General features: G+C 70.0%; 13 protein-coding genes and 2 pseudogenes. 5 read left to right on the top strand and 10 right to left on the bottom strand.

The window, feature by feature from the left end:
- Nucleotides 1–14: 14 nt before the first annotated feature.
- Nucleotides 15–1,197, top strand: a pseudogene (locus QEG98_RS30480) (iron-containing alcohol dehydrogenase).
- A 47-nt stretch (nucleotides 1,198–1,244) separates the two neighbouring features.
- Here the strand turns inward: QEG98_RS30480 and QEG98_RS30475 are convergent.
- Together QEG98_RS30475 and QEG98_RS30470 are read right to left on the bottom strand one after the other, a co-directional pair.
- Entirely contained in the window at nucleotides 1,245–1,820 is a 576-nt protein-coding gene (locus QEG98_RS30475; protein WP_316563810.1) for a hypothetical protein, read from the bottom strand.
- A 203-nt stretch (nucleotides 1,821–2,023) separates the two neighbouring features.
- A complete protein-coding gene (locus tag QEG98_RS30470) occupies nucleotides 2,024–2,902 on the bottom strand; it encodes a hypothetical protein (RefSeq protein ID WP_316563809.1) in 879 nt (292 codons plus the stop codon).
- A gap of 189 nt (nucleotides 2,903–3,091) precedes the next feature.
- Here QEG98_RS30470 and QEG98_RS30465 point away from each other — a divergent pair, with 189 nt between their 5' ends.
- Entirely contained in the window at nucleotides 3,092–4,033 is a 942-nt protein-coding gene (locus tag QEG98_RS30465) for a hypothetical protein (RefSeq protein ID WP_316563808.1), read from the top strand.
- Between the two features lie 36 nt (nucleotides 4,034–4,069).
- On the opposite strand, the gene QEG98_RS30460 is transcribed toward QEG98_RS30465, so the two are convergent.
- The 8 genes from QEG98_RS30460 to QEG98_RS30425 form a co-directional block, all read right to left on the bottom strand.
- The gene (locus QEG98_RS30460; protein WP_316563807.1) at nucleotides 4,070–5,920 is read right to left on the bottom strand and encodes an ArnT family glycosyltransferase; all 1,851 of its coding nucleotides are present in this window, start codon (nucleotides 5,918–5,920) and stop codon (nucleotides 4,070–4,072) included.
- Nucleotides 5,917–6,867, bottom strand: coding sequence for a hypothetical protein (locus tag QEG98_RS30455; protein WP_316563806.1), 951 nt, complete (start codon nucleotides 6,865–6,867; stop codon nucleotides 5,917–5,919). Before QEG98_RS30455 ends, QEG98_RS30460 begins: the two co-directional genes overlap by 4 nt.
- Entirely contained in the window at nucleotides 6,854–7,366 is a 513-nt protein-coding gene (locus QEG98_RS30450; RefSeq protein WP_090490206.1) for a hypothetical protein, read from the bottom strand. Before QEG98_RS30450 ends, QEG98_RS30455 begins: the two co-directional genes overlap by 14 nt.
- Nucleotides 7,367–7,424: 58 nt before the next feature.
- A complete protein-coding gene (locus QEG98_RS30445; RefSeq protein WP_316563805.1) occupies nucleotides 7,425–8,375 on the bottom strand; it encodes a CarD family transcriptional regulator in 951 nt (316 codons plus the stop codon).
- Nucleotides 8,376–8,457: 82 nt separating this feature from the next.
- A complete protein-coding gene (locus QEG98_RS30440) occupies nucleotides 8,458–8,664 on the bottom strand; it encodes a hypothetical protein (RefSeq protein WP_011555575.1) in 207 nt (68 codons plus the stop codon).
- An 88-nt stretch (nucleotides 8,665–8,752) separates the two neighbouring features.
- A complete protein-coding gene (locus tag QEG98_RS30435; RefSeq protein ID WP_316563804.1) occupies nucleotides 8,753–8,983 on the bottom strand; it encodes a hypothetical protein in 231 nt (76 codons plus the stop codon).
- On the bottom strand, nucleotides 8,929–9,708 hold the full coding sequence (locus tag QEG98_RS30430; RefSeq protein ID WP_316563803.1) for a hypothetical protein: 780 nt from the start codon (nucleotides 9,706–9,708) through the stop codon (nucleotides 8,929–8,931). The genes QEG98_RS30435 and QEG98_RS30430 overlap by 55 nt, the downstream gene beginning before the upstream one ends.
- Before the next feature lie 85 nt (nucleotides 9,709–9,793).
- Nucleotides 9,794–11,080 (bottom strand): serine/threonine-protein kinase, encoded by a 1,287-nt coding sequence (locus tag QEG98_RS30425; protein ID WP_316563802.1) that lies wholly within the window; start codon nucleotides 11,078–11,080, stop codon nucleotides 9,794–9,796.
- A gap of 306 nt (nucleotides 11,081–11,386) precedes the next feature.
- Between QEG98_RS30425 and QEG98_RS30420 the strand changes: the two are divergent.
- From QEG98_RS30420 to QEG98_RS30410, 3 genes and pseudogenes are all read left to right on the top strand, one after another.
- Nucleotides 11,387–12,228: pseudogene (locus QEG98_RS30420) on the top strand (hypothetical protein).
- Nucleotides 12,229–12,338: 110 nt separating this feature from the next.
- Complete coding sequence (locus QEG98_RS30415) at nucleotides 12,339–12,998, top strand: SRPBCC family protein (protein WP_316563801.1); 660 nt, start codon at nucleotides 12,339–12,341, stop codon at nucleotides 12,996–12,998.
- An 8-nt stretch (nucleotides 12,999–13,006) separates the two neighbouring features.
- Nucleotides 13,007–13,360: an ArsR/SmtB family transcription factor gene (locus QEG98_RS30410; protein ID WP_140794649.1), complete on the top strand. Its 354-nt coding sequence runs from the start codon at nucleotides 13,007–13,009 to the stop codon at nucleotides 13,358–13,360.
- Nucleotides 13,361–13,544 lie beyond the last annotated feature (184 nt).

Here is a 13,544-nt window from a genome sequence, read left to right as displayed (position 1 = left end):
ATGAGGCAGCCGCCATGAAGCCGTTCGACATTCCCTCCGAGCCGCGCGTCACCGAGATGGCGTGGCCCACGCGCATCGTCTTCGGCGCCGGCGCGCTGCTGCGCCTGCCCGCGCAGGCCCAGCGTCTGGGCATCCAGCGCCCGCTGCTGGTGACGGACGCGGGCGTGGTGAAGGCGGGGCTGGCCGCGCGCGTGGCGGACGTGCTCAAGACGGCGGGGCTGGCCTGTGAAGTCTTCGACCGCGTGGAGCCCAACCCCACCGAGCGCGACGTCTTCGCGGGCCTGGAGGCGTACCGGAGCCACTCCTGCGACGGCATCGTCGCGCTGGGGGCGGCAGCGCCCTGGACGCGGGCAAGCTGATTCAGCTCCTCACCACGCACGAGCCGCCGCTCAGCCGCTACGACGACGCGAAGGGCGGCGACCAGTACGTGCGCGACGACCTGCCGCCGCTCATCGCGATTCCCACCACCGCGGGCACGGGCTCCGAAGTGGGGCGCTCGGGCGTGGTGACGCTGGAGGACACGGGCCGCAAGACGGTCATCTTCAGTCCGCACCTGCTGCCGCGCGCCGCCATCTGCGACCCGGAGCTGACGCTGGGGCTGCCGCCGGGCATCACCGCGGCCACGGGCATGGATGCCTTCACCCACTGCCTGGAGGCCTACCGGCCCATGGCTTCCACCCGCTGGCGGACGCGGTGGCCATTGACGGCATCTACCGCGTGGGCCGCTCGCTGGAGACGGCGGTGCGCGACGGCAAGGACCTGGCCGCGCGCACGGACATGATGGTGGCGGCGATGGAGGGCGCCATGGCCTTCCAGAAGGGCCTGGGGGCCTGCCACGCGCTGGCCCACGCGCTCACGCCCGTGTCCAACGTGCACCACGGCCTGGCGAATGCCATCGTCCTGCCCGTGGTGATGGAGTTCAACCGCGCGGTCTGCACGGCGCGGCTGGCCCGGGTCGCGGTGGCGCTGGGGGACACGACGCAGGCGCGCGAAGAGGTGCTCGCGGGCAACGCCATCGACCGGGTGCGCCAGCTCAACGCGGCGGTGGGCATTCCCTCGAGGCTGCGCGACGCGGGCGTCCAGGAGAAGGACCTGGAGCGGATTGCGGAGAAGGCCTTCCAGGATGCCTCGCACCTGAGCAACCCGCGGAAGGTGTCGCAGGCGGACCTGCTGGCCCTGGCGCGCGAGGCTTACTGAGCCGCCGCCCGCCGGGGAGGGGCTTCCCCGGCGCGCCGCTTCATGGCTCAGGGCGCTTCGTCCATGGCGCCCATGCCGCCGCCTTCGGTACCACCATCCGACAGCACCGGGGCACCCGTGCCCTCCGCTTCGGTGTCGCCTCCCGCGCCCACCACGGTGCCCGTCACGGGCGTGCCGCCTTCCTCGGGGGTGAACTCCAACGTCTCCACGAACACGCGGCCGGGCAGGCGCAGGTCCATGGCGTTGATGCGCTCCTGGCTCCGAAGCTCGTAGAGCTGCTGCGCCACCGGGCCCGCAGGGATGCGGTCGTCGGAGAAGAAGATGTACATGCGGACCTTCCCCTCCTGCACGGGGATGCGGAAGCTCGTGTGCGCCACGGGCTTGTTCGCATCACAGCGGATGGAGCGGTTCTCCCGCGTCAGCGTGAGCTGCCGGATGACGCCCTTCTCGGACACCGTGTACAGCATGCAGTAGGGAAGCTGGCCGTCGGAGGGGATGACCTCCACCGTGGCCCCGCCCGTCTTCCGCAGCTCGGCCCGCGTGGGCCTGTCCGTCGACTTCTTCCCATCACAAGCCGCGCCACACAGCGCGGCCACCGCCAATAACCCAGTCCAGCGCCTCATGTGTCCCTCCCGGGGTGTGGAAGAGCCTTCACCTGCCTCCCTCCAGCCTACTTCGACGCTTCGTCCTGAGGGGAGGTCAGGGGTTGTCCTGTGACAGGTTGCGCCAGCTGCAACGACCGCCAGTGCACACCGCGACCGGGCGGGCGCGCGCATGCACGGCGTCATGTCCTCCGCGCGCGACGTGGGCGCGCGCCTGACGGGGCTCAGGGACAGCCGGAGCTGACCTGGAGGGCGTCATAGGCCATCCACCCGTTGCGCTTCGTTCCCGTGGCGGCGATGACGTAACCGTAGAGGAATTTCATGGTGCCGGACTGCTGACGGTAGCGTCCCGCGCTGTCCTGGACCCACAGGGGAATGTCGATGGACGGCACGCCGTGCTCGGTGGGGACGTCCAGGCGCTGGAACTTCGTGCCCGCCGGAAAGTGGTCCACCGCGGGGCCGCCCAGCGCGAAGCCCGGCACGTTGAAGACCAGGTTCACCGAGCGCAGACCGTTGGCGCGCACCAACGGCAGGTAGTCCCCGGCCCGCTCGTGCGTCGCCGTGCTGTCGTAGACGACCTTCTTGAATTCGAGCGTGGTGTCGTGCCAGTCGCGCACCGCGTAGCAACCCAGGTTGCCCAGGCCCGCGCCCAGCGCGGAGACGTGGCCGACCTTCTGCTCGAAGGAAGTGCTCCCCAGGGTGCTGGAGATGGGCAACCACCCGGCGCTGGAGTTGGACGTCGACACCGCGAAGGCATGCTTCTCACCCGCGAAGGTGCGGGTCTGGCCATAGTTGAAGGCCGCGCTCGTCCGCGTGTTGGTGCCTACCACCGTGCCGTGGCCGTCCCGGATGGGAACGCCTGTCACCAGGCCCCAATTGTCGTCCTCGGGCGCGTTGGTGGGGACGCGGTTTCCACCGGACGCTTGCAGCTTGCAGTTGTAGGGGCTGACCAGACAGTAGGTGCCATTCACACCGGAGAACGCCGCCTGCTCCCGTGAAGCAAGGGCCTCGTTCGGACTGGAGTCGGCGGAGGACGGTGCCTCGCCTCCACAAGCGGAGGTCACGAGCGTTGCTGCGATGAAGGCATGGAGTGGGATTCGCATTTTGAGATGGGAATTCGACAGGATTTGAGAAAGCAAGTGAGCGGCTGTGCGGGCTTGTCGGCGGGCAGCGGAAATGGTCAATGATAGACACATTCCTTTCGCTGCCGCCCGCTGGGTAGCCTTTCTGGGGGACAGGCTCGACGGCGCCAGGGATTTGGATTCAATTCCTCACCCCCGAAGGAGTTCTCCATGAAGAAAGTCGGCTCCCGAAGCCTCAAACCCAGCACTTCCTCCTCGAACCGCTACTCGCCGTACCCCAAGCCCCCGCCGAAGACGTCGGCCTCGCCGTCTCCATCGGCTTCGTTCTCGAATCGCACGCCGTCTCCGACGGATGGCTTTGACGGTGGGCCGGTGAGGACGCGGCCCCTGCGCGCGGCGGCGACAGGAGGGCCACGCCCCTCCAATGCGGACCTCTTCAAGCAGTCGCAGGCGGCGGGACTCCAGGATACGCACGCGGCGCGTCCGGCCAACATGGAGGCGCTCCGGACGGAGAAGGACGGTCCCAATGACAACCTGAACATGCTGGCGCACTACGGGAGCCAGGCGGCGAGCAAGAAGGGCATCTTCGCCTCGGGGCCGCTCGACCCCAGGGGCCTGGGGCCGCAGCAGGTGCAGACCGCGGTGCCGGACCGCGACAAGGGCGAGCACACCAAGGTCTTCGGGAAGATGACGGGCGGGGAGACGAGCTCCACGAAGTACCAGCAGAAGCTCGGCACGGCGGAGCCGCGAACGGACTACGAAATCCTCCACGGAATGGGCCACGGCGAGGGGGGCAAGAAGACGCAGTCGCCCAACAACCTGGCCTCGGCGTCCCATGGCGCGAACACGGCCATGATTCCTCCGGACAAGGCCATCTCCGGCAATCCGGACGTCATCGTGGACACGAAGTTCGCCATGCGCCCGGGCACGCAGCGCGCCGAGTATGTGGACCAGCGCTTCTTCCACAAGGACTTCCCCGACCAGCCTTTCTTCCAGCAGCGCATCGACGGGGACCGGCCCAAGGTCACCCAGAGCGAGTACAAGCAACTGAAGGAACAGGTGGCGCCGCTCAGTGACGCGGAACTCTTGCGCGGGGCCGCCCACTTGATGAACTTCAGCAAGAAGGCGGGGAGCAGCGGCGGCGACACCTGAGCCCCGCGTCCCGGCGGACGCGGTGGCCTCGAGGGGCTACCGCGTCTCCGGCCGGACGTAGACGACCACCTGGGGCGTCTCATCCAGGTAGAGGCCCGTCACTGGCGTGCGCGTGCCGAAGGCCTGCCACGTGAGGAACTCGTGCTCGCGGAACTCCTGGTGGTACTGGTACGCGACGATGTCCGCGTCTGCCGGGCTGCCCACCGCGCGCAGGTCCTTCCGCAACATGCCGTTGCGCTGGTAGTCGCGGAACGAGCCGCCGTGCACCTCGTGCAGGAACAGGCGTGCGCCCTGCTTCGCGTTCGCGTTGATCCACGGCAGCACGCCGGTGACGTGGCTGGACCAGAACTGGCGCTGCATGCCCAGCGTGGCCGCGCCCGGCAGCCCTCCCGCCAGCTCCGAGTACGCCGCCGTCCCGTAGGGGAACACGCGCACCGAGTACACCAGCGCGGGGGCCAGCAGCACCGCGAACACCGGCACGGCCACCACGGCCTGTGGCAACGAGGGCCACTTCATCTTCAGCCGCTCCCACAGCGCCGTGCAGCCCCGGGCCACCGCGGCGCCCGCGAGGATGCCCAGGAACACCATGGACGGGAACCAGTGCTTCACCCCGCCGAAGTGCGGAACCTGCGGGTGGCTGATGATGAGGATGGACGCCACCGCGTTCACGCACACCAGCGCCTCTGTCATCGTCACCGGGCGCTCCACCCACGCGCGCGTCCGCGTGAAGGCCCCCAGCACCATGCGCGCCACCAGCGCCGCCAGGCCCGTCACCATGGGGACGAAGAGGCTGGTGGGCACCGTCAGCGCCGTCTTCACGACGACGTAGGCGAGCGGGAAGGGCGGCTCGCGCAGCAACTGGTTCAGATAGAACCAGGCGTAGTGGTTGTGCTTGGCGTGGAAGGCCAGGTACCACGCGGTGCGGTCCACCGGCTGGTGCCACAGGTAGGGCCAGTGCAGGTAGAAGATGACGGGCCCCAGCACCGCCATGGCGGCGATGGGCACCAGCGCGCGCGTCACCTGCGCGTTCACCTTGTCCACGCCCTTGAGCACCCAGGCGCCGCCCACCGCGAGCCCGGCGAACAGCAGCGTGTGCGGACTGAGCAGCAGGAACTTCCGCTGGAAGCCCTCACCGCCGCCCAGCGACAGCACCAGCAGGCCGTAGAACACGGCCACCGCCGTGAACACGCCCACGAAGCGGCCCAGCCAGGCGCGAGCCTCCGGCTGACCCTCGCTGGCGCTGTAGGCGCGCCACAGCGCGAAGGGCGTGAGCACGAAGGGGAGGAACAGCGCGTTGTGCTTGGTGGCCAGCGTCAGGCCGAAGGCCACGCCGCACCACAGGCCCCAGCGCACGTCCTCCATGGCGCGCCAGAAGCAGTACACGACGAGCAGCCACATGGCGGCCACGGGGACGTCGAAACACGCCATCTCCGCGTTGAAGTACTGCCGCGGCACCATCATGAAGGCGAAGGCGGCGAACAGCCCCGCGAGGCGGCCGTACATGGCGCTGCCCAGCAGGAAGGACAGCGCGGGAATCAGCGCCGCCATGGCGAAGGCGGGGATGCGGAACGCCGTCGCCGAGCGCACCCATCCCAGCTCCGTGTGGAAGAGCAGGTGGCTCAGGCCGAACAACGTCTTCATCAGCACCGGGTGCTCGTGGTTGTAGTCCCACGCGCGCACGATGGCCGCGTCCGTCAGCGCCCGGGCCGGTGACTGGAAGAGCTGCCGGAACCAGCTCGAGTAGCCCTCCGCCGCGATGAAGTAGACGCTTTCGTCGCGCGTGTAGCCCACCGCGGACTCCGTCAACCACAGCGCCGCGAAGGCCAGCACCCAGAGGGCCCAGGCCAGGGACTTCTCGTCGCGCGTGGGGGCGCGTCCTTGCATCATCCCCGCACTCCCACTTCGGGCTCCACGGCCAGCACGTCCAGGCACACCTGCCGCCGGTCCGCGTTGTCCGCCTGCACCCAGACCTTCACCGTGTGTGGCGCGCCCTCGGGGAGCCGGACCTCGGCCTTCTGCACGCCCTCCAGGCCCGGCGGAATCGCCAGCGACAGCAGCCGCGCGCCGTTCGCCGCGTCATCCACGCCCAGGTGCGTGGTGGAGAAGCGCGAGTCCTTGGGGAAGGCATGCTCGAAGATGATGCCGCCCTCCAGGCGCAGGCCCAGGCCACCGGGCATGCCGTCCAGCTCCGCCACCAGTCGCTGCTTGCCGCCCGGCGCGTGCATCCACAGGCAGCGGCGCGGCTCGTAGAGGATTTCGTGCCACTCCGGCGCCACGTACAGGTGCGCGGGCCCGGGGCAGCGGTGCACCTTGCCGTCGAAGGGACAGTCGCGGCGCGTGCCATCCGGCTGCTCCAGGTACACGCGGGCGCGCGCATAGGCGTCCGTGGCGGTGAAGCGCCGGGGCCGGTGCCGGCCGTTCTCATAGAGCGCCAGCGTCAGCGTGCCATGCCTCGACGTGGCGCCCACCGCGCGGCGGCCACGCAGGAAGGTTTCGAGGAAGCCCACCTCGTCCGAGCGGGGCAGCTCCGGCTGGCCCAGCACCCAGACCCGTGGGTGCGCGGACAAGTCATCCTGGTCCGAGCCCAGGTAGCCGTACACCGGCAGGGTGGAGGGGACGAAGATGCGGGCGCGCTCCGTCCACCACGGGAAGAGCAGCACCGCGTCGCCGGGCTGGGCTTCCGCCTGGAGGCGCTCCGCCACCGCGCGGTAGTCCGCCTCCGACGGGAGGCGGCCCGGCAGGCGCAGGTGGAAGAGCAGGCACAGGAACGCGACCAGCAGCAGCCCCCCCAACTCCACGAGGGGCAGCGCGCGCGTGATGCTAGGACTTCGCAAGGCGAATCTTCTGCTCGCTCTTTTCGCGGCAGAAGGTGCAGAAGATGGCTTCACCCTGGGCGAAGGACGGCGTCCAGGGCGGGTACATCGAGCAGCGCGGGTCCAGGCAGTGGTGCAGCTCCCAGAGGTGCCCCAACTGGTGGAGCGCGTGGCGGGAGACGGCCTTGAAGGCGCTCTCCAAATCCTTGTGCGGCGCGATGGTGAGGATGGCGCGGTCCTTCCCCTGGCGTGCGAAGCCCGCCGTGGGCGCCACGCCGCTGGGAAGCTCGCGGTCCTTCAGCTTGCGCGTGGTGAGGAGCAGCACCTTGTCGTCCTTGTAGGAACGGATGCCCTTCACCTCATCAACCAGCTTCTCCGCATCCAGCGGCTCGGACATGCCCGCGGGCACCTCCACGCTGCCGGAGTGCTCACTGCCCACGCCGAACGCCGTGTAGAGCGTGCGGTTGAACTTCGCGAGCTGCTTGTCGTCGAAGGGGTCCAGCGTCACGACGCGAATCACGGGGCGTCACCTCGGCGGAAGGGCCCCATGTGCAGGGGCCCGTCGGTCCATGGGGCTGTCAGCTCTCACCCTCGGGCGGCTTGACCTTGGGCGGACGGCCGCGCTTCTTCGGCGCGGCGGGCGCGGCGCCTTCCGCCTCGGGCGGCTTGGGCTTGGGCGGACGGCCGCGCTTCTTCGGAGCAGGGGGCTCGGCGCCCTCTGCCGTGGCTTCCGGCTTGGGCTTGGGCGGACGGCCGCGCTTCTTCGGAGCGGCGGGCTCGGCGCCCTCGGGCGCCTCCGCCTTGGCCTTGGGCGGACGGCCGCGCTTCTTGGGGGCGCTCTCCTCGGAGGCCGCGGCCTCCTCGGACTCGCCTTCCTCGCTGGACTCCTCCTCGGACGGCTCGGAGGGCTCCTCGTCGGACGGCAGGTCCAGGTCGCTGTCCAGGCCCAGCAGGTCGCTGTCCAGGTCCAGGTCGCCTTCCTCGCGCTGGAACTCGGCGGCGGTGCGCTTGGGGCGCTCGCGGCCGGGCGGGAAGAGGACGATGTCGATGGCGTCCTCGGCGTTGACCTCGGCGGTGCCCAGCGCGGCGGCGACCTCCGTCACCAGCAGGTGCCGGGCATTGTCGTAGAGCTCGCGCTCCTTGGTCGGCAACGGGCGCAGCTCACTGAGAACCTGAAGCCCCTTCACCACTTCGGCCAGACCCATGATGCCGCCTTGGGTCATCCGGTCCAGGTTGGTGCGGGCTCGCTGCTTCCAGTCGAGGTCGGCCTTGTCGCTGTCCGAGCGGAGGAAGGTGAAGATGGCCTCCACGTCCTCGGCGGATGCGACCTTGCGCACGCCGATGGCGAGCACCTTGCCCTCGGGGACCATCACGACGGCGCCATCCTCTTCGCGGCGCATCGTGACGAAGGTGAGCTTCTGTCCCGCCACTTCCTTCATATCGATGGCGGAGACGCGGCAGACCCCCTGGTTCGGATAGACGACCCGGTCGCCAACCGCGAGCTGGAGTGACGCGGACCCTTCAGGCATGTCCCCCTCACGGGTGAGGTTGGTGGGCTGAACGTCGGAACAGGCCCGGGCTTAGCACCGAGCCACGTCGGACGCCACGAGTTTACCGGTGGATTGCCGCCGTACGTGCGTCCGTTTGCTGAACCCTGAGGAGGTTGCCCAGCACCAGCTTCTGCCGCGCGTCCAGCGCCGCCTCGACCTGTGCATCCGTTGGCTCCATCCCGTCCACTCCCGGCCGGGCGTCCACGCGCGCGGCCATCCCCAGGGTTCCCATCAGGCCGAACACGGCCACCGCCACCAGCTTCTTCATGGTGAGTCCTCCGTGGCGCCCAGGGTAGGGGGCAGCCTCCGGTGATCAACTTTTCGGCAACAGGTCGCTGCACCGCTGTAGCGGCCCGTTACCGGGTGGGAGCGGGAGGCCCTGGTGGGGGAGCGGGCGAGGTGCCGGGCGCCGCGACGGGCGATACCTCCAGCACCAGGCTGCCGGTGTTGTCGGCCAGGTGGTCGTCGGGGAACGCGAGCTGCAACCAGGTGGCGCCCCGCAGGCGCAGGGGGCGGCCCACCTCCAGCAGCGTCAGCAGGCCGGACGCGGTCTCCGGGCCCTCGCCAGCGCCGTACAGGCCCAGCACGCGGCCCACCGGCCCCCGTCGAAGCCCCGCGTGCGCGCGGACTCAGCGGTGTCCCGCAGCACGACGTCGTAGTGCGTGTCCGGCTCCAGCCCGCGCAGCAGGAAGCGGTCGACGCGCGACAGCTTCACCGCGTGTGTCCGGGCGTCCACCCGCAGGGTGGTGACGGCGCCGTCGTTGTCCCATTCGCGCACGCGGACCATCAGCGTGCCGTGGTTGTCCGTGCGGTTCGCGTCCAGCAGGAAGACGTGGAGGCGCGAGGCGTGGCGCACCAGCCGCTCCTCGCCGTCCAGCACGCCGAAGGACTCGCGTGCCGCCAGACGCGCGTCTCCCTCCAGGAAGTACCCGGCGTGCTCCACCATGCTGGCATGTCCCAGCGAGGCCCAACCCTCCACCCGGACGCTGTAGGTGCGCGACGGGTCCAGCCGCATCTGCGCGGTGGAGAGGTAGGGCACGCGGAAGGCGTGCACCACGCTGGACAGGGCCATCTGCCCGGCGGGCATCCGCACCTCATGAGGAGGCGGGGCGCGGTGTGGCTGCTGGGCGGGGCCTTGAATCCGCTTGGGGAGCAGGCGGGCATGGACGGCCAGGGTGGTGCCGCGCTCGGCGCGCACCGTCTGACTCCACGCCACCATGCCCGGGACCTGGACCTCCAGCAGGTGTTCCGCGTCCGCGGGGAGCTGCGTGAGCAGGGCGGGGGTGCGCGCGGTCTGTTGCTGGCCGTTCACCCGGATGGCGGCGCCTGGGGGGAGGAACTCAGCTCCACGGAGAAGGTGCCCGTGCTGTTCGACACCAGCAGGGCCAGCGTGGCTGTCAGCGCCACGATGATGGGCGCGCCCAGGGTGACGGCCCGGGGCATGCCCAATGTCCGCGATGCCGCCGCGTCCAGGGGCGGGACACCGGGCTCGGGCGGCGCTCCGGGGCCGGGCAGCGCGGGGAGCGGCAGCGTGGGGCGCTCCATCCGCCCTTCGACGGGCGCGGAGGCCTGGGAGGGGGCAGCTCGACCTCGGCGATGGGGGTCCGCTCCTCCTCCTCACCAGGCGGCTCGCGGACGGGCGGCGCCATCTCCCGGAGGGCGCGGCGCTCCAAGGGGGACTGGGTCCACCGGGCCATCTGCGCCAGGAACTCGCGGGGCAGCAGCACGGGGCGGCCTTCGCCCACCAGCTCCGCCTCGAAGAGGTAGCCCATGAAGTGGGCGCGCGCGCTCGAGGACACGTCGGGCGCGGCCGTGTGGAGGTGGCGTGTGAGGGCCTCGGCGAAGGCCTCCGCGGTGGCGTAGCGCTGCTCGCGCTCCACGGCCAGCGCGGTGAGCAGGATGCGCTCCAGCGCGGTGGGGATGCCTGGGTTGAGGTCGCGGGGGCGCGGGAAGTCGCCCAGGGCGAGCTTGCGCAGCACGTCCGGCATCTTCCCTTCGAAGGGGAGGCGGCCGCACAGCATCTCGTAGATGACGATGCCCGCGGCGAAGATGTCCGAGCGCGCGTCGGGCTCGCGCCCGCGGACCTGCTCCGGCGCGAAGTAGGTGTACTTGCCCTTGAGGTCGTGCTCCACCGGCTCGGCGCTGCCGGCCAGCCGCGCCCGCGCGATGCCGAAGTCGACCAGCTTCACCTGGCCTTCGTAGCTGAGCAGCACGTTCTGCGGGCTGACGTCGCGGTGGACGATGTGGAGCGGTCGGCCGCGTTCATCCAGCCGCGTGTGCGCATAGCCCAGCCCTTCCAGCATCTCCACGGCGATGAGCAGCGCCAGCGGCTGGGGCAGGGTGTACATGCCCTTCTCCCGCGCGCGCCGCATGACGCTCGACAGGGTGCGGCCGTCCACCCACTCCATGGCGATGAAGTACTCGCCGTCCACCTCGCCGAAGTCGAAGACCTGGGCGATGTTGCCGTGGCTCAGCCCCGCGGCGATGCGGGCCTCGTTGACGAACATCGACAGGAAGGCGCTGTTGCCCGCATAGCCCGGGAGGATTTTCTTGATGACCACGGGCTTGGTGACACCCGCCGCCGCTGTCATCCGAGCGCGGTAGATCTCCGCCATCCCGCCCGTCGCGATGCGCTCGAGCAGCTTGTATTTACCGAAATGAAGCCCTTCGGAAAGCTGCTGCACGTTCGTTCCGGCTCCTTCGGGTGCAGGTGGCCGCTGCGCCAAGGGGGCCCGTGCTGTCTTGGCAGGGCCACCTGAATGTATCATGGGGTAGGTAAAACGCCATTACGGGAAAAATCCGTTGACTGTGATTGGTTGGTGGGTGTGCCTCTTCCTACGTCTCGTGACATCCACCGCCATGGCGGTGCCCGAGGTGCTGTGGGGGCCGGGGAGCAGGGCCGGGCGCCGAAGGATGCCTGCTCGGCGCGCCACGTATCGATGCGTCATCGCGAGCGACGTTGGATGGCGGCCACTTCGGTGGAGCGCCACATGAGGACGGTGCGGGGCATGGATGCGGCCACCCAGGCGCTCGCCCTGGTGCTGCTCGTCGTGGTGGGCGCCGGCTGTCGGGAGGAGAAGCAGGCCGAGCCGCTCAAGTCATTGAAGCCCGAGCCCTTGCCCTCGCTCGCCGTGCCGGGCGAAGCGGCTCCGGACGCACCGCGACCCGCGTCGCCATCCGAACGGGAGGTGGCGGGCCCCATCCAGGGTGAGCCGCTTCCAGCGTCCGCGCTCCGGGTGGCGCTGGCGGGGAGCGCGTGCGCGTGGGAGAGGAGACCCTCGAGCCGGCGCGCCCGGATGACGCCGCGCGGCTGGCGCAGCGCGTGAAAGGGCACACGGTGTTGGTGGTTCCGGACGCGGACACGTTCCTGGTGCAGACGTCGGAGCTGTTCACCGTGCTGCGGGACTCGGCGGAGTCCGTGTGGCTGGCGCACCCGGATGGGCCCGTGGCCTATCCGGTGGTGCTGCGGGACGAAGCGGGCTTCCGCGCGTGGCTGGAGGAGGTCGCGCCGGGCAAGCTGCGCATCATCATGCGCGCGGATGGCTTCGAGCTGACCACCAGCGTGGGCAAGTTGCCGGGGCCGGATCCAAATGGTCCCTCGGTGCCGGTGCGGGCGGGGCGGCAGGACATCGTCACGCTCCGCCGGGGCCTGGGCTTGCTCAAGGGGCGCTTCAAGACGTCCGAGGACATCTGCCTCGTGCCCTCGTTCGGCACGGAGGTGGCGCAGGCGGCGCGGGCGCTCGGCGGGAATTTCACCGCGCCGGGTGAGCCGCTGTTCGACACCCTGTGCTTCGTCTACCCCACGCCGCACAAGGCCCCGGACGGAGGGTGAACCCGCGGTGTGGAATCCTCCGTGGCCGCGCGCTCGTGTCATCGCCTCGAGCATTGACATCTTTGATAAGTCGCCGTTTATATAAGTCTAAGCTTATCAATGGAGGCGACATGATGGATGTGAAGCGGTACCTGGGGGCCGTCGTGCGGGAGGTGGAGAGCCGTGAGCATGAGGGCAAGCCCGCACGGGTCGTCGTCGCCACGCGCGATTACGACACGACGGTGGAGGACCTCTGGGACGCGCTGACCAACCCCGAGCGCATCCCCCGCTGGTTCCTTCCGGTGTCCGGCGACCTGAAGCTGGGTGGGCGTTACGAGCTCAAGGGCAATGCCAGCGGCACGGTCACCCGTTGCGAGGCCCCGCGGCACCTGGGGTTGACGTGGGAGTTCGGAGGGACGGTGAGCTGGTTGGAGGTCATCCTGGCCAACGCGCCTGGCGGTGGCACCCGGCTGCGGCTGGAGCACATGGCCCATGTGAGCCCCTTCTGGGACGATTACGGCCCTGGCGCGACCGGCGTCGGCTGGGAGCTGGGGCTGATGGGCCTGGGCATGCACCTGGAGTCCGGCGGCGCCGCTGTCGACAGCGCGGCGGTGGAATCCTGGACGGCCTCGGATGAAGGCAAGGCGTTCATCACGGCCAGCAGCGAGGGCTGGGGCCAGGCGGATGTGACGCGGGGAGAGGACGCCGCGGCGGCGAAGGCACGCGCGGCGCGGACGACGGCCTTCTATACTGGAGCGCCGCCGCCCGACGTGCGACATCCGGGGACCTGATAGCCACGATGCATGCCTTCGACGTCCTGGGTGATCCGGTGCGCAGACGGATCCTCGAGCTCCTGGCCGAAGGGGAACGCCCCTCTGGCGAGGTGACCGAGTCCATCCAGGCGGAGTTCGGCATCAGTCAGCCGGCGGTCAGCCAACACCTGAAGGTGCTGCGCGACAGCGGCTTCGCGGAGGTTCGCGCCGAAGGGACCCGCCGCCTCTATCGCGTCGACCCGGCGCCGTTGCAGCAGGTCGACGCGTGGCTGGAGCAGTTCCGCGTGTTCTGGACACCGCGCCTGGAGGCGCTCGCCACCGAGGTGGCGCGGGGCAAGCGGGCTCGGGCCAAGGCGGACAACGAAGGCGGCGGTCCGTAGCCAGGCGTGCGCGGTGTCCAGGACCGCCTGCTTCGGCTGGCTTGAAGGGCACCGCTCGCCCCTTCGCTTGCGGGAAGGCGCTGCCTGCCGGACAGCGGGCCTCATCTGAAGCGAAGCAGGGCAGTGGACTGGCGAGGACTCGCCGGGTCTTCACGGGCGACTTCCAGCCGGAGGATTAGATTCA

It is taken from the genome of Myxococcus sp. MxC21-1, assembly GCF_032612255.1.
Lineage (GTDB): Bacteria > Myxococcota > Myxococcia > Myxococcales > Myxococcaceae > Myxococcus > Myxococcus virescens.
Note: the sequence above shows the minus strand (reverse complement) of the source record. Positions and strands in the feature narration are given on the sequence as shown.